At 56.4% G+C, this 16,533-nt stretch carries 15 protein-coding genes and 2 pseudogenes; 11 read left to right on the forward strand and 6 right to left on the reverse strand.

All coding sequences use genetic code 11. The annotated features are described in order from the left end of the window. Nucleotides 1-59 precede the first annotated feature (59 nt). The 3 genes and pseudogenes from J7656_RS14310 to J7656_RS14320 all read left to right on the forward strand — a co-directional run bounded on the left by J7656_RS14310 (nt 60) and on the right by J7656_RS14320 (nt 2,119). Entirely contained in the window at nt 60-1,046 is a 987-nt protein-coding gene (locus J7656_RS14310; protein ID WP_211553645.1) for an NAD-dependent epimerase/dehydratase family protein, read from the forward strand. A gap of 113 nt (nt 1,047-1,159) precedes the next feature. Beyond that, a pseudogene (locus tag J7656_RS14315) lies at nt 1,160-1,321 on the forward strand (DUF3368 domain-containing protein); the annotation flags it as partial. A 75-nt stretch (nt 1,322-1,396) separates the two neighbouring features. Continuing rightward, the gene (locus tag J7656_RS14320) at nt 1,397-2,119 is read left to right on the forward strand and encodes a sugar phosphate nucleotidyltransferase (RefSeq protein ID WP_211553647.1); all 723 of its coding nucleotides are present in this window, start codon (nt 1,397-1,399) and stop codon (nt 2,117-2,119) included. 20 nt (nt 2,120-2,139) lie between these two features. Here the strand turns inward: J7656_RS14320 and J7656_RS14325 are convergent, their stop codons facing one another. The 5 genes from J7656_RS14325 to J7656_RS14340 form a co-directional block, all read right to left on the reverse strand. After that, complete coding sequence (locus tag J7656_RS14325) at nt 2,140-2,808, reverse strand: hypothetical protein (protein ID WP_211553649.1); 669 nt, start codon at nt 2,806-2,808, stop codon at nt 2,140-2,142. Between the two features lie 21 nt (nt 2,809-2,829). Next, nucleotides 2,830-2,997: a hypothetical protein gene (locus tag J7656_RS14330; protein ID WP_186313382.1), complete on the reverse strand. Its 168-nt coding sequence runs from the start codon at nt 2,995-2,997 to the stop codon at nt 2,830-2,832. Nucleotide 2,998: 1 nt separating this feature from the next. Continuing rightward, nucleotides 2,999-3,745: a Cdc6/Cdc18 family protein gene (locus J7656_RS15290; RefSeq protein ID WP_425490610.1), complete on the reverse strand. Its 747-nt coding sequence runs from the start codon at nt 3,743-3,745 to the stop codon at nt 2,999-3,001. Nucleotides 3,746-4,001: 256 nt separating this feature from the next. Beyond that, the gene (locus J7656_RS14335) at nt 4,002-5,198 is read right to left on the reverse strand and encodes a Cdc6/Cdc18 family protein (RefSeq protein ID WP_211553651.1); all 1,197 of its coding nucleotides are present in this window, start codon (nt 5,196-5,198) and stop codon (nt 4,002-4,004) included. A gap of 682 nt (nt 5,199-5,880) precedes the next feature. Then, a complete protein-coding gene (locus tag J7656_RS14340; RefSeq protein WP_211553653.1) occupies nt 5,881-7,299 on the reverse strand; it encodes an ATP-binding protein in 1,419 nt (472 codons plus the stop codon). Between the two features lie 125 nt (nt 7,300-7,424). On the opposite strand from J7656_RS14340, the pseudogene J7656_RS15035 reads away from it, so the two are divergent. The 8 genes and pseudogenes from J7656_RS15035 to J7656_RS14375 form a co-directional block, all read left to right on the forward strand. Then, nucleotides 7,425-7,685: pseudogene (locus J7656_RS15035) on the forward strand (hypothetical protein); the annotation flags it as partial. Nucleotides 7,686-7,860: 175 nt separating this feature from the next. Continuing rightward, nucleotides 7,861-8,847, forward strand: coding sequence for an SDR family oxidoreductase (locus tag J7656_RS14345; protein ID WP_211553655.1), 987 nt, complete (start codon nt 7,861-7,863; stop codon nt 8,845-8,847). A gap of 264 nt (nt 8,848-9,111) precedes the next feature. Next, nucleotides 9,112-9,387, forward strand: a complete 276-nt coding sequence (locus J7656_RS14350) for a hypothetical protein (protein ID WP_211553657.1) — start codon at nt 9,112-9,114, stop codon at nt 9,385-9,387. A gap of 260 nt (nt 9,388-9,647) precedes the next feature. Beyond that, entirely contained in the window at nt 9,648-10,037 is a 390-nt protein-coding gene (gene tnpA, locus J7656_RS14355; RefSeq protein ID WP_211553658.1) for an IS200/IS605 family transposase, read from the forward strand. Then, on the forward strand, nt 9,944-11,272 hold the full coding sequence (locus tag J7656_RS14360) for an RNA-guided endonuclease InsQ/TnpB family protein (RefSeq protein WP_249191472.1): 1,329 nt from the start codon (nt 9,944-9,946) through the stop codon (nt 11,270-11,272). Before tnpA ends, J7656_RS14360 begins: the two co-directional genes overlap by 94 nt. Before the next feature lie 31 nt (nt 11,273-11,303). Continuing rightward, on the forward strand, nt 11,304-11,663 hold the full coding sequence (locus tag J7656_RS14365; RefSeq protein ID WP_211553660.1) for a type II toxin-antitoxin system VapC family toxin: 360 nt from the start codon (nt 11,304-11,306) through the stop codon (nt 11,661-11,663). Nucleotides 11,664-11,784: 121 nt separating this feature from the next. After that, on the forward strand, nt 11,785-12,489 hold the full coding sequence (locus J7656_RS14370) for a sugar phosphate nucleotidyltransferase (protein WP_211553661.1): 705 nt from the start codon (nt 11,785-11,787) through the stop codon (nt 12,487-12,489). 105 nt (nt 12,490-12,594) lie between these two features. Continuing rightward, complete coding sequence (locus J7656_RS14375) at nt 12,595-14,400, forward strand: ABC transporter ATP-binding protein (protein ID WP_211553662.1); 1,806 nt, start codon at nt 12,595-12,597, stop codon at nt 14,398-14,400. A 771-nt stretch (nt 14,401-15,171) separates the two neighbouring features. On the opposite strand, the gene J7656_RS14380 is transcribed toward J7656_RS14375, so the two are convergent. Beyond that, nucleotides 15,172-16,533, reverse strand: a complete 1,362-nt coding sequence (locus tag J7656_RS14380; RefSeq protein WP_211553664.1) for a hypothetical protein — start codon at nt 16,531-16,533, stop codon at nt 15,172-15,174.

Below are 16,533 nucleotides of genomic sequence, written 5' to 3' on the forward strand. Positions count from 1 at the left end.
TGCGAAGCTGCCAACAGAGGAACCGCGCGAGTTTTGTGTCGGCCCGCTGAACGGCGCGTATGCGTATTCTCGTGACGGGCGGGGCCGGGTTCATCGGCGGCCATCTCGCCGAGGCGTTTCTCGACGACGGCCACGACGTGACCGTCCTCGACAACCTGGAGCCGTTCTACGCGGAGGGGATCAAACGCCACACCCTTGATGTCCACCGCGAGGTCGCCGAGGGCCGTGCCGTCGACTACCAGTTCGTGGAAGGCGACGTGCGGGACCCCGAGACAGTCGAAGCACTCGTCGCTGACGCCGATGTTGTCGTCCATCAAGCCGCGCAGGCGGGCGTTCGTGAGAGCGTCGATAACCCTCGGAAGGTGACCGATATCAACGTCGATGGGACGGTGAATCTCTTGGAGGCGTCGAAGGAGGCTGACGTGGACCGGGTGATTCTCGCGAGTTCCTCGTCGGTGTACGGGAAGCCGCAGTCGCTCCCCTACGAGGAGGATCACCCGACCGAGCCGGTGAGCCCTTATGGGGTGACAAAGCTCACGCAGGAACACATGGCGCGGGTGTATACGGAGCTCCACGGGTTGCCGACGGTGTGTCTGCGCTACTTCACCGTGTACGGCCCGCGGATGCGGCCGAACATGGCCATCTCGAATTTCGTCTCGCGGTGTGTGAACGGGGAGCCGCCGGTGATCTACGGCGACGGCCAGCAGACGCGGGACTTCACGTACGTGGCCGACGTGGTGGACGCAAACCGGACGCTGTTAGAATCGGACGCCGCGGACGGCGACGTGTTGAACATCGGGAGCTCGGACAACATCTCGATTCAGAAGTTGGCCGAGACCGTGCGAGATCAGTTGGCACCCGAATTGGAGATCGAGTACGAGTCCGCGCGGGAGGCCGACGCCGAGCACACACACGCGTCCGTTGAGAAAGCCGGCGAGGTGATCGGCTACGAGCCCTCGCGGACGATCGCGGAGGGCGTCGGCGAGTTCATCGAGTGGTATCAGGCGAACCGCGAGTGGTACGAGCCGTTGGTGCGGGAATCGTAGGGGGCCAACGTTCGAGACGAGATCGAGTGTGTCGGTGGGGTAGCAGCGGAACTAGTGTAGAGAGGTCGAACAGCGCTCGCGCCTGCGAGGTGAGCTGATAGAGGGCGACCGCTACGCGTCACGACGTACCGGTGACCGGCGTCGTGGGGATCCTCCTCCGTGCGTCCGACCGAGGAGAAGTCGACCTCGAAACGGAACTCGACGCGCTCCGCGAGGCGGGCTTTTGGATCTCGGACGCGCTGTACGAACGCGCGCTCGAGATGGACACAGAGTGAGCACCGTCGCTTCCGGCTAGAATACCGTTTGACGCCAGGGGCAACGTTGAAACGGCCACGCGTGGCGTCTCGCGTATGGACGCGGTCATCCCCGCCGCCGGCCGCGGCAGCCGACTCGGCGAGCTGACGGCGGCCCGACCGAAGGGACTCGTCGAGGTCGCGGGGCGGCCCCTCCTCGCGCACGTCTTCGAGACGGCGGTCGAGGCCGGGGCCGATGAGCTGGTCGTGATCGTCGGGTACGAGGCGGCGCAGATCGTCGAGCGGTTCGGCGATGACTTTGAGGGGACTACTATTACGTACGTCCACCAGCGCGAGCGGCTGGGACTTGGGCACGCGGTCTTACAGGCGGAGCCGCACGTCGAGGGGACGTTCCTGCTCGTGAACGGCGACAACGTCTTCGCGGGGAGCGTTGCGCCCGCGGTTGCGGCTGTCGAGGAGGCAGACGCCGTGCTCGCGGTCGAAGAGGTGTCGTCTGAGGTCGCGGCGACGACCGGCGTGATCGAGACGGACGAGCGGGGGCGCGTGACGGGGATCGTCGAGAAGCCGGCCGAGCCGTCGTCGACGCTGGTCACGACCGGGTGTTACGTGCTTCCTGAGGATGTCTTTCACGCGTGTGCGCTGCTCCGGCCGTCGGCCGAGGGCGAGTACCAGCTGAGCGAGGCCGTGGGCCTGTTGGTGCGGGCGGGGTACGAGGTGGCGACGGTTCGGGTGGGTGAGCGGGTGAACGTGAACACGTCGGAAGATATCGAGCGGGCGAGCGAGTTAGTGAATCGACAGTCCAGACGGAACAGGCAGTGAATATCAGGGGACCATTCAGATTACGTGTTGTTGCTCCAACGAATCATGTCTTCCCAGAAGTCGCTGAAATGGGTATATAAATTTGCGAAGTAGCACATCGGATGTGTTTCTTCAGTCTCATCGATACCCCAGAGATAATCACCGACATCAGCAAGCTCTCCGTTTCCGCGGGGATCAAAGTGTGTTTTGTGAAAGTAAACTCTCATGTATGTTGAGTCAGACTCAGTCTCTTCTCTGATACTAAGACAGCGATAATTTCCATGTGTGAACTGATTTCGAAGCCCCCAAGCAAACACTAACTTCCTCACAAACGGGGGAAGGGTGGGATCTGCGCGCTCCGAGCCTCTAACGAAAGTGTCTTTCTCAACCGTTTGATCGACACACGAGTTCAGAAACGGGTGGATCTCTTCGACCAGCGAATAAATCGACGAGAGGTAGTTGTGGATGTCCGCATAGATGTTCGCTCGAAGTCCCTCTGTATCCGATTGTTCTACGGGATCATAATACACGAACCCGTCCGTGGCAATATCATCACAGAGCCCGCTAAGACGGGTGAAGTTAATATCAACAATCTGTTTTGAGTACCGAAGACGCTTGATCACCTCTTGCGACGGCGTTCCTGTCGGTCCCTCTGTGTGGCCCAGTAGCTGATCGATGGAATTAGTGGACCCGCCATTGGTGCCACTCATTGCGACCTACCAAAAAATGAGTTAGTCGTCAGAAAACATCCGGCGACGGTCCGTGGACTCCGACTCGGACTCTTCGGTATCGACCTGCTCTTCGGCCAGCTCGTGCCAGCCCCGGGCCACCGTTTCGATGGACTGGCCGGTCGCGTCGGCAACATCTTCAGCAGTCACGACGTGGTCGGGGTCCACCATCTCATATTGGTACAGTCACCGGCCCAACTAAAAGACTTCGAAAAGTCGAATTATGGTGGATAAGTGCCTTTCCAGTCGGTTTTGAGGTTTTTCGAGACGAGTGCCTGACACCCCACGGCGTCGAGTGTTCGATACGGGTGACGTTCGCGTTCGAGCAGGACGCCCTGGCATGAACCCGCGATTCGTACCGCTGTATCGACGTATTTCGGGGGCTTCCGAGTTGGATCGCGTACGGTGGCGATGATAGGGACAAACCTCGTTTCGTCTGTCTTCGCGGCCGGGTGTCAGCGGTCGCGTTCCGTTTCGATCTCGTCTCTAATCGCGAGGACGATCCCGGGGTCGAGATCGAGGCCGTACTCGTCGTACCGGCCGCCCCTCTCGCCGCGATTCCGGTCGGTGCGTTGGAGGAACCCGATATGTGGAGCTCCGAAAGGGTGTTCTGGATGCTTTTCAGCGTCGTAAGTGGGTCCACGGCGTGTGAGTCCGCCGCGCGCTCGTACCGGGTTTTGATCGTCTTCGGCCGGGCCGGCGTCGAGCCCCGTTCTTCGAGGGATGCGAGCGTTTCGAGCAGCAGGTGGGCGTGCTGGATCTGGTCTCGGATTTGGTTGCGTAATCGACCACGCTGGACGAGATCCTGGGCCTCAACGATGTACGAATCGTCGACGCTGTCGTCGCCGCGCTTCTTCGCCACCTCGCTGTCGGTCCTGAGGTGAGGGTAAGCGGGAGAGTCGGTGGGTGAGCACTCCACACACCTCCGTGTCGAGTGTTATTACGATATACTTGGCACAGTTAGACACACCCAGTACCGAATGAGATTGCTGGTCTCACCCGTTGAGTACACATCGACCGGATATGACCGTTGATTATCCGTTTGGTGTCGGTCACGCGGGTGGATCGTCGCTGGCGCCACCAAGAGACACACCTCGTACCGAGTGAAACCGATCGTTTGAGTCCCCAGCGCACAGATGTCACACACCACGCACCGAATGAAAGTACTTGATCCGCTATTGCCGATCGAGGCCCTTCGTGACGATCTCAGGTGAACGCAGGAGCCGGTGGACGCGGTAGCTTCCCTCCTTATGCCCACCGCCGGTGTGTTCGCTTTCAGTCACACCGAGAAACGCCTGCTCTTTCAGAAGTCGCTGGACGCGATCATAGCTCAGCGGAGAGGTATCGACCTCGTCGGTGATATTTGTATACATATCATATACTTCCGCCGTGCGGAACTGCTGACGATCAGTCTGTTCAGTGAGGAGCGCAAGCGCGCGGAGGATATGTTTGACGTGCGGCGGTTGTCCACTCACGAGTTTCTGGAAACGATTGATTTCTGCTTTCTCAAGCGCGGCATCCACATGCGCTTCAGTGACGTGTTCGGCCCGCTCCATCTCAGCGAGCCGCCCTGCTTCATACAACATATCGATCGCTTTTCGTGCGTCTCCATGTTCACGTGCTGACAAGGCCGCTGTTTTCGGGATAACCTCGTCTTGAAGCACACCCTCGGCGAAGGCGTCCCGACGGCGCGTCAAAATGGCCTCCAACTGGCGGGCATCGTACGGATCGAACACGAGTTCGTTATCCTGGAGCGACGAATCGACCCGTTCGCTCAACCGTTCTCGGTATTCGATCTTGTTGCTGATACAGATCGCTCCGATGAATGCGTCGGCTTTCCCACTTTCTTGGGCACGCGAGATGCTCCGTAGCAGTTCATCGCCGTCCAACTTGTCGATTTCATCGAGTATCACGAGAAAGGCATCAACGTTGGCGTCATCAATCATCTCCCACACGATGTCGCGATAATCTGCTGCGCCAATTCCCTTGCGGGGGATCGACTGTTCGTCAACCGAGTTTTTGACTGTACTGTGTAGATCACGGGCCATTTGGCGGCTCACCTGTGTTTCCGTTCCGTAATCCGAACAGTCGATGTACGCGTGAGCGAACATGACGTCATTGTTCTCAGCTCGTCTCGTGGCCTCGCGGCAGACACACCTTGTAACGAGTGACTTTCCGGTTCCAGTTTTCCCATAGACAATCGTCGTTTCCGGAGGCCCACCTCGGACTGCCGGAGCGAGGGCACTGCCGATCGCATCGATCTCATCGTCTCTGCCGACCACACGCTCGAGATCGGGAACGTGCCCGACTCGGACCAGTTTTCGATCCCGAAAGATCTCACCGGTCTCAAAGATATCGCCGCGGTTCGTCATACGTGGTCCTGATCTTCAACTCATAAAATACTACCAACCTCGTACCGAGTGAGATATACAGAATAAGTATTCTAGAGTTTCTGAGTCGGCTTTAAGCTGGATTAAATACTGTACCGCTTGATTCTACACACTAGACACCGAGTGAATTTGGCAAAGGTCGTACTACTAGCAGAGCAATTCGGGTCTTAGTGAAGAGTATGGACGTTTGCGGTCTGTTCACTTCGTGGGAACTCACTCGGTAGAAGGTGTGTCTACGAACCTGAAGTCCGGTTGGGGTGTCTAACTGAAGTGGATCACGCCGACTGTGTTGTCCTGTGTCGGCAGGTGTCACTCGGTACGACGTGTGTGACGACGATTTGACGGTGGTTTCATTTCTCGATTTTACTCGGTGCAAGGTGTATCCCCGTACTGTCCGCCCACAGGACCTGACATTACCAGTGCGAGTTCGACGTCGACCTCGATATCGTCGGCGACGTCGTTCGGGACTTCGACACTGTCGCGCTTCCGGAGGGCGTGGCAGCGCGGATTAGGTGAGTTCGATCGGTTTCGTTCGGGTGGTCCTAGCCAGCGTCGTATGAACACTCGACACGGTGGGGTCACATCGGAGGGCATCCTGCCCTCTCTCAAAAAGAACACTCGACATGGTGGGGTAGCGGCGAACGTGACGGGGCGCGGTCAATATTTAGCGCGGGGAGGTTCCATTCTCGAGAACGGCAACGACATCGGACAGATCGAAGAGGCGGAGGTCATCACGCTCGTCTGCGGCTTCCTCGACGGAGGGTTTGAACCCGGAGCGGCTGAACAGAGCGAATTCGTACGTCGGCTCACCACCCCCCGTGGGCGTCCAGTCGACATGCTCCACATCGTCTTCGAGGTCCGAAAGCACGTCATACCCGAGAGGAGTACTCGTGAACTTCGCTTCGCCAGCGATCAGCGTCGACTCGTCAGTCGGCGCGACAACGTCTATCTCTCGGCTCTTGTACCACCACTGGGTCGGCACTCGCGTAAGTTGGTAGTCCGAATAGAGTGCCGGCACCGCTTGGTGACAGAGCGATTCAAACGTTTCGCTGACGAAATCGGGTAGTTCCGGTTCGATGAGATCCGCGTAGCCGTTCTCGCCGTAGAGTTCGTACTGCCCCTCGCGGCCGTAGAGATATCGGAAATAAAACCGGAAGACGGGGTCTCGAATCCGGTATCGCGTCCGCTTGCTGCGTGCCGGATCGGAAAGTGCCGGATGGTGTTTCTCGATGATCCGGAGCGTTTCCAGCCGGTCGAAGTAGTACGACGTGTTGGTGCTTGCGATACCGGCTCCCTGGGCGATCTCGTTTCGGTGGCGGTTCCCGCTGGCCATCGACTCGAGCACGGAAAAATACGTGTTTACCTCGTTGAGTTCCATCTGAAGGACAGTTTCGGGCTCGTCGTGGAGTGGGCCATCCGGATCGTACAACAGCCGTGTGATGTTCTCTCCGAGGCTCCGTGACGGATCGAGCGGACTGAGATAGCGGGGCGTGCCGCCGAAGACGCCATAGACGAACACCCGTTCTTCGGAATCGTACGTCGGGACGAACTCGTGGATGCCGGAAAACGGCAGCTGGGTGAGTTCGAGGCGGCCGTTCGGCGTCTGGGATACGCGGCCGTAGAGTGGCGCACCCCCATCAAGGACGTGGGTATGAATCATGCCGATCGCAGAGCCCGTGAGTACGAGCGTCGCCCGGCTCTCATCGACGGCGGTATCCCACAAATGTTGTATGACCGATGGGAGCCCCTCGTTCGACTCAATAAGGTACGGGAATTCGTCGATGACGATGACGGCGTCTCGCTCAGTGAGGTGTTTTAGTAGTGGTTCCCACTCTTCTTTGATCTCTGTGATTTCCGGATAGGTCGCGGCTGCGGCCTCGACGAACCGCCTGCGCTGTGTGGTCGCTGTTCCTTGGACGGCCTGATAGTACACGGCATCGTCGCGGTCGGCGATCGATCGGCGGACGAGTTCGCTCTTGCCGATCTGCCGACGTCCGTAGATAACTGCGAGTTCCGCGGCATCGCTCTCATAGAGGGTCTGTAGCCGATCGAGTTCTTCGACCCGATTGACGAACTGATCCATGCCCCTACTCGGGGTGGGAGGTACATATGTGTACCGAGATTAGAAATTAGACTATAATGATTTGAGCTATAATAGCCTAAATTCTAATATTGTGGAAAGTTAGCGTGCTGCGAGGATGAACCTCCCTCACGCAGCACGATGCGATCCCAATTCTCGTCGACGCGTTGCTTGATCTCCCGCCGAATCGAGAGTTTAACAAACCCGACCTCGCAGCACACGCCGGCGTCACGCGCCAAACCGTTGGCAACGACACGGACCTCATGTGAGAGGTCGAACTCATCGGGGACGTTCCGAACACGTCACCACGCCGGTATCGGGTCGCGGACAGCGATGTCGTCCGTGAGCTTTTGGAGTTGAACAGCGCGTTCAATAGCGTCGGCGAGTAGTCGCTGCCCACGAGGAGTTCTTCGGTACTCCCGTTGGTGTTCGGAGCCGTGGTTCGCAGCCTCGTCAACGGGCTGCTTACGGAGCGCGCCAGCCAGTTCCCGGAGCGGGGACTCGGGATCGGAGGTGGGTTCGACGAACCGCGCGAGTTTTGTGTCACCCTTTGGAAGGGTGCGTATGCGCATTCTCGTGACGGGCGGAGCTGGGTTCATCGGCGGCCACCTCGCCGAGGCGTTCCTCGAAGACGGCCACGACGTGACCGTCCTCGACAATCTGGAGCCGTTCTACGCGGAGGGGATCAAACGCCACACGCTTGATGTCCACCGTGAGGTCGCCGAGGGCCGCGCCGTCGACTACCGGTTCGTGGACGGCGACGTGCGGGACCCCGAGACAGTCGAAGCACTCGTCGCTGACGCCGACGTTGTCGTCCACCAAGCCGCGCAAGCGGGCGTTCGTGAAAGCGTCGACAACCCCCGGAAGGTGACCGACATCAACGTCGACGGGACGGTGAATCTCTTGGAGGCGTCGAAGGAGGCGGACGTGAAGCGGGTGATTCTTGCGAGCTCCTCGTCAGTGTATGGGAAGCCGCAGTCGCTCCCCTACGAGGAGGACCACCCCACCGAGCCGGTGAGTCCCTACGGCGTGACGAAGCTGACCCAAGAGCATATGGCGCGAGTGTATACGGAGCTCCACGGGCTGCCGACGGTGTGTTTGCGCTACTTCACGGTGTACGGGCCGCGGATGCGCCCGAACATGGCCATCTCGAACTTCGTCTCGCGCTGTGTGAACGGCGAGCCCCCAGTGATTTACGGTGACGGCCAGCAGACGCGCGATTTCACCTACGTGGCCGACGTGGTGGACGCGAATCGGACGCTGTTGGAGTCGGATGCAGCCGACGGCGACGTGTTGAATATCGGGAGTTCGGACAACATCTCGATTCAGGAGTTGGCCGAGACGGTGCGGGATCAGTTAGCGCCCGAGTTGGAGATCGAGTACGAGTCCGCTCGTGAGGCCGACGCCGAGCACACGCACGCGTCCGTTGCGAAAGCTGGTGAGCTGATCGGCTACGAGCCTTCACGGACGATCGCAGAGGGGGTCGGGGAGTTCATCGAGTGGTACCAGTCGAACCGCGAGTGGTACGAGCCGTTGGTGCGGGAGTCGTAGACGAGCCCGCTTAATGGGGGGCCACAAGACAGTCAGATGGCTGTTGGTACCCAGCACTGGTTACCTGTCTCCGGTTTCCTGTGAGAGAGTCGCTTAGAGGACAGAGCACGGAGTCGAGAAGTTGTATGTCTGCGATAATATGATCGCGATCATAACGACTAGAGTAGTTTCGAGAGGGCGCATAAATTCGAAGTCCGCTATTCAGAACCACCATCGCTAATTTTGGTAGAAACATTAACCGTGTTGTAGTCACAACTCAACTGTATGTCAACAGCGGTCAAGATGGATGAAGCCGCGAAATCAAAGCTCGAAGAGCTCCAAGCGGAGATCCGGCTCAAAACGGGGAAGAAGGTCACTCAGCAGGAAATTCTCTCCACCCTGATTCAATCGGCAGTCGACTCCCGCGCGGAGTTCGTCGATTCGTTCCGAGATGGACCAACAGCCCTGAACGAAACGGAACTCGAGGAATTCAACCGAGGGACGATCGCCTCCGGTGTCGAAACGACGGAAGACGACATCGACGACATCCTGTACGGATGAGCGTCTTCGTCGACACCGGCGTGTTCTACGCGCATCACGACGCCGACGCTAGCCGACACACGGTCGGTACTGACGCGTTGAATACCGTCCTTTCGTCCGCAGAATACGGTCGCATTATAAAGGCACGAGCGCATACCCCCGCCTAAAGGCGGGAGTCGGGCGGATAATAGCCTACACCACCACCGACGACGCCACAGCGGGATTTCCTACCGCTCTGTCGGCAGTATTAAGTCTCTGTTTGACTATAGTGTACAACACGGATGAAGACTACACGGCACGCGACCTACAATCTTAACTATCACATAGTGTGGTTGCCGAAGTACCGTCAATCGGTACTCGTCAACGAGGTCGCCAACCGTGTGCGAGACATCCTCCACGAGATCGCCGACGACAAAGGCGTCGAAATCCTCGATCTCACCGTCCAGCCCGACCACGTTCACCTGTTCGTCAGTAGCCCGCCCAAGAACGAACCGGCGCTCCTCGCCAACTGGTTCAAGGGTATCTCCTCGCGCAAGTACAACCACCGATACGCTGACGATGACGGCGAGAAAATCGGATGGGCGCGAGGATACTATGCAGGAACCGCTGGCCACGTTTCGAGCGAGACTGTCGAGAACTACATCCAACAGCACAAGGAGGGCAACTCGTGACCGAACTCACGAAGACGCTCGAACTCAAGCTGGTCGAGCCGAACGCGCACAAACGGAGAAAACTCCGTGAGACGCGAGAAGCCTACCAGCACGCCCTTCAGGATGCGTTCGACGCCGAATGTACCACACAGACCGAAGCGAACGACGTGGTTGTCAGCTACGACCTGAGCGGGTACTCGAAGAACGCGCTGAAAAAGTACGTCCCACAACTCACGACCACGTACAACGCGGATGAACTCCACGACGACCACGCTGTACGCTTCACCAATGAAGGGCTACGGCTCGACCACAAGCCCGAGAACGCCATCGAGTGGTACGTCAAAATCCCACATCATGAGGACTACGACCTCTGGATACCAGCACAACCGAATCCCGAACAGCGGGACTGGCTGGAAGCGTTGAACGCAGGAGACGCCACGATGGGCGAGAGCCGGCTGTTTGAGCGGGACAGGGCGTGGTATCTCCACGTCACTGCCACCCGTGACGTGGAGGAACGCTCCGAGGCGTCCGCCGACGAACGGACGCCCATCGGAGTGGACATCGGGGAAGCGTCACTCGTCACGGTGTGTCACCGCGACGACCACGGGTCCCCGACCGCGCCCGAACTGTGGGCCGACGAAGGCAAGACTGTCCGTCGGCTCCGCAAGAACTACTTTACCGCCACGCGACGGCTTCAAGAACGCGGAAGCGACCGTATCGCTGAGTCCTTCGGAGAGGACGTGTGGAATCAGATAGACGACATACTCCACACCGTCACCCGCGAAGTCGTGGAGTACGCCGAATCCGTCGAGGATCCTGTACTGGTTCTCGAAGATCTGACGTACATACGGGAGTCGATGGACTATGGCGACTTCATGAATCGACGTCTCCACGGATGGGGGTTCGCCAAACTCCACGCGCAGATACGCTACAAGGCCGTCGAGAAGGGCATCCCTGTCGAGTCTGTGAACCCACGCAACACGTCGAAGGAGTGCCATGCGTGCGGTGAAGTGGGATACCGCCCGCGACAGGCGACGTTCAAATGTACGAACGGTGCTTGCTGGATGGGCGAGTACCAAGCGGACCTGAACGGCGCAATAAATATCGCAGATCGCTACCTCAGTGGAGAGAGCCATTCAAGAGAACACACGGATGGCAATGACTCGGCTGAGGATGGGGGGCGTTTGACCGCCCCACAAGACACCCAAGCCGATGCTGAAACCCAGCAGGAGACGCTTGGGACGTATGCGTCTTGAAACCAGAGGGCCACACTCGGCCTGAAATCCCGTGGTGGGATTCCCGCGTCTTCAGGCGCGGGAGGAGGTCAAGACGAGCGACTACGTCTACGACGAAACGGTCACGCTGACGCAGCGGCGGACAGGAGATGTCGACGCCGGGCTTGAAGTGGGACGGCGCATTCGCGGTGCGGGATACCCCTCGGCCATCGAACTACTCCATTCGTCTCCGACGCTTGTCGATCGTGCCGTGTCCGTCCACCAGACGTACGCCGACCACGAGCTCAGTTTCACGGACGCGATGACCGTCGCGATGGTCGAATACCACGAGATAGACGGGGTGTTGAGTTTCGACGACGACTTCGACGGGATCGTTTCCCGACTCGTTCCGGACACACTATCGTCCCAGTAACGCCGCTTTTACCATCGACAAGAACAGCGGCTGGTCGCATCGAAACCGGATAGCGGACCGCTCGATGTCTCGGAGGAGCCGAACCAACGGCTTGAGGTGGCTCGTGTGTGTAAATTCTCATATGGACGCGGTCATCCCCGCTGCCGGCCGCGGCAGTCGACTCGGCGAGCTGACGGCGGACCGACCGAAGGGACTCGTCGAGGTCGCGGGGCGGCCCCTCCTCGCGCACGTCTTCGAGACGGCGGTCGAGGCTGGAGCCGACGAGCTGGTCGTGATCGTCGGGTACGAGGCAGCGCAGATCGTCGACCGGTTCGGCGATAGTTTCGCGGGCGTTCCGATCACGTACGTCCACCAGCGCGAGCGGCTGGGGCTCGGGCACGCGGTGTTACAGGCGGAACCGCACGTGGGCGAGACTTTTCTGCTCGTGAACGGCGACAACGTCTTCGGGGGGAGCGTCGCGCCCGTGGTTACGGCTGTCGAGGAGGTGGACGCCGCGCTCGCGGTCGAGGAGGTTTCGCCCGCGGTCGCGGCGACGACCGGCGTGATCGAGACGGACGAGGCGGGGCACGTGACGGGAATCGTCGAGAAGCCGGCCGATCCGTCGTCGACGCTCGTCACGACCGGGTGTTACGTCCTGCCGGCGGACGTCTTTCATGCCTGTGCGCTGCTCCGGCCGTCGGCCGAGGGCGAGTACCAGTTGAGCGAGGCCGTGGGGTTGTTGGTGCGGGCGGAATACGAGGTGGCGACGGTTCGGGTGAGTGAGCGCGTGAACGTGAACACGCTGGAGGACGTGGCGCGGGCGAGTGAGTTGGTGAAGAGAAAGTAGGCTCTCAGACGAGCGTCAAGTGTGTGTGTGGAGAGCAGTCAGAGTGAGAGATGAGACCGACGACATTATTCGGATCGCCAACGGAAATCGGTGTAACTCACCGCTATGTCATCGTCAGATCCCGAACCGGTCTCCAGACGCGAGAAGCTCGACGCCCTCCGCGATGTCGCGAGGTACAATCCGAAATATACGGCGGCAGTTGTTGTGCTCGGCGTCGTCGCTGCTGTACTTGAGGGCGTCGGGCTGAGTTTCATCCTCCCGATTGTCGAACTCGTTCAGCTCCAAGATCCCGCCGCCGAGGCGGAAGGACTGCTCGCGGTGTTCGTCACAGCCTATCAGGCAGTTGGGATTCCGTTTACGCTGGGATACGTCGTGGTTGGCGTGTCGGCCGTGATGGTCGCACGTTACACAGCCAGTTTCTCCGTGGCGTGGTTTCGAGAAGCCTTGCGGACCTACTACATTCGTGATCTCCAAACCAGGGCTTTTCGGAACGCATTGAATGCGCGTGTGGAGTATTTCGACAAGGAAGGATCCGACGACATCCTGAACGCAATCGTCACGCAAACGTACTACGCTGGGCGGGTTATACAGCGAGGGATCCAAACCTTTGAACAGTTCTTTTTGGCTGGGATATATTTCCTCGTGGCGTTGATCATCGCACCGGCACTAACGATCATCACCGGAGTCGTTCTGGGTGGGTTCACGGTGTTCTTCCGGCGCATCCTCGATTCGGGATACGAAGTGGGAGACGAGGTCGCCGAGGCGAACGAGAGGCGACAGGAGGCCGCACAGGCTGGTACCCAAGGAATCCGTGACGTGCGAATCTTTGGGCTCGCTGATGAACTATTTGAGGACTTCTCACAGGCAGTCAACCAGTATACGGACTCACGGATCACGCTACGGCGTAACGAAGCCGCGATCGACAAATTCTACAATCTCGTAGTCGCCGTCTCGGTGTTCGTGCTAATCTACTTGGCGTTGACGTTCGCTTCCCTCTCTGTCGGAGAACTGGGCGTATTCCTCTTTGCGATGTTCCGACTCGGGCCGAGAGCGAGTAATGTGAACAAGCTCTACTATCAAGTTGAAAACGATTTACCGCATCTGGTGAGGACCCAGGAGTTCATCAAAGAGCTGGAGGTCTACGAAGAGCCAAACGAACCGAGCCGAGAAGTTCCCGAGGAGATTCAACAAGTTGAATTCGATGACGTTCACTTCTCGTACGATAGTAAGGAGAAGGTGCTCCGTGGGATCAACTTCACCGTTGAAAAGGGAGATTTCGTCGGGTTCGTCGGACAGTCCGGTGCGGGGAAGTCCACAATTGTCTCGCTTCTTGCCCGGCTGTACCCGGTCGATGAGGGAGAGATCAGAACAAATGGAATCCCGATTGACGAGATGGACATTACTGAGTGGCGAGACCGGCTCTCAATGGTCAGACAGGATCCATTTATATTCAACGATACGCTGCGGTACAACCTGACCCTCGGAAATCGAGAGGTGTCGGACAAAGAACTCGACCGCGTGTGCTCTATCGCAAAGGTCGACGAATTTATCAACGAGCTACCAGATGGGTACGACTCCCTTCTCGGAGACGACGGGATTCGATTGTCGGGCGGCCAGCAACAGCGCATCGCACTTGCGCGGGCGCTCCTCGAGGACGCTGACGTGTTAATCCTTGACGAGGCAACAAGCGATCTTGACTCGAATCTGGAAAAGCAAGTTCAGCAAGCAATTGAAGAGATGGATCGAGACTACGCCATCGTGACAATTGCCCACCGGCTGTCGACAGTGAAAAACGCAGACCGGATTTACACGATCGAGAAGGGTCGGGTCACAGAGACCGGGCAGCACGACGAACTCGTGGAGCGAGGAGGAAAGTACGCTGAGCTGTACAGGATCCAGTCGAGCCGGTAGTGCTCTATCTCGTTCAAGTTTGCTCTGATTTACTGCTCTGTTGAACCCAGAATTCGACAGGATAGCGTTACTAAAAAGATGGTAGCGAAGTGAAAAATCGAATATGACTAACTTACTCTTCTGGTTCGCTAAGCGAGCCGCGTCACTATTCAAAAGAGCTCTGCTGCCAGTCTTACGGCGGTAAGTGATCCGACAGGCCACGGAATTCCTGGCTGGAAGACTGTAACTATTCCACTTTTTGTGGGTTTTATAGGTGTGACGTACTGTGAGGCCGTAGATTAAATGAGTGAGATAGATCGAGTTCGTGGTCTGTTACAACTCGCTCAAAAGAAATTTCCGATTTTTTAACCCTTTACCCGTCGGTTGAGAGATCCTCATGTCGATATAGTTGGGTCCCCTTCGGGAATCTGCGAACGTCTGTGATACGGGTTTACACTGTGCTATCAGTGTCATGCTCATCGTCTGGGGAAGCGGCATCGGAACACACCAAACTCCTCGAACTACCACATACGTACGCTCAAGGACTGTGCTGGTCGATCCAGACTCATGCGCTGTCCCCATTGTTAACCGCTCGGCATACTGACTTCACGACACACAAACTGGCCGTTGACTCGCTTTTCATAATATTAAAAATCGAGAGTCTTACAGGCGGCGAGGACGATAACGACCAATATATCTGGACACCCTTTGTTCAGAGAGCGTACGCCACTGGTACGCCAGCGACTGTGCGTTGCGTAGGATCACGTTCACAATACACAGTTAGAGAAAAGATCAAATTTTAAACTTTATCTGAGGAATATTTAAATTAGTATAAGTAAATGAGATCCAAATAGCAATTAATGGGACAACTGGTAGTTTTTTTCGTATAATATGTTCACCTAGTGTACCTAAATTATAAGCTTCAGACAAAAAGTTGACCGTCCAATTAAAACCGATAGTAGACATAATTAGCCCGTACACGATTAATCCTAGAGAGATGATGAAGTACGAGGTCAAATCAGTTCTTTTTCCTAGACCTAAAATAACCGAAATTGTTAGGAATACACCATTCATTAATCCCTCAAGGATTCTAGGGGTGGCCTCAATGTTCATCCAGTTTTGGAGTTCGAATGGATTTGGGCTTATGAAAAAGTAACCAACCATCAATATTGTATTAAAGATAGTCAGGACTTCCTTAGTAAACCACAGCATAAAAATGGTAGATATACCAATACCTATCAGAAGTATGTGCGGAGTCCACGTGAGAACACCAAAGTATATTCCAGTAATCGCGAATGAGTAAAGACGTATAGTAGTAGAAAACACTATTACAACAACGAACAGTAGGTACCGCTTCTCTAGATATAGACGTAGAGAAAGCACTACAAGGAATACCGCAGTAATATCCTTAAGAAAAGAGCTCGAATAGTACATAGCCGTCGGACTGATCATTAAAAGGTAGAATACGATATCACCGGACGCTTGAATGTGCCTAGATAAATATTTATTTGTCATATCTCTCATCATAAACGCCGTAGATATCCATAGTATAGTATTAAGCACCAATATAAAAAGAGGGCTTCCAAGTTCAAATGATTTGTAAATGGGAAGATATAATATTGGAAATGTATCGTACACGCTGGAGGGTGTGAAGAACACATTATTTACTTCAATAATACTGTCGGAGGTTAATCGAACGAGATGGTAAAAGTAAGATATTAGATTTGGGAAATCTTCAGAGACCCTCCGGAAATACCTCACAGCGTCTGGACTAACTATTGGTGTCGAATCATACAAAGTGTTGAGTAATGTACCCAACAAGTAGACGAAGGTGAATATCACTAGTTTCACTGAGGAGGTATGCGAATAAAGTAGTGTGATCCCAACCACAAAATAGATGCTAAACCCGACTGTAAAATGTAGTTTAAACAATGGGAATATTGTGGGAAGAAGTAGGATCAGATATATAACCCATTTTGAATCTTCTGTTGCGACGATTCTGTTATACAGCCATGCCAGAGTAAATATAATTGGATATCCTAAAATTACAGCTTTAATGTTTCCAAATGATAGATATCCGAGAGTTGTAAGAAAAATAATAGATGTGGTTATGTATGCTAATTTATTTGAGTCAAGATCCCATACGCGTTTCAT

The organism is Halorubrum ruber (assembly GCF_018228765.1).
Lineage (GTDB): Archaea > Halobacteriota > Halobacteria > Halobacteriales > Haloferacaceae > Halorubrum > Halorubrum ruber.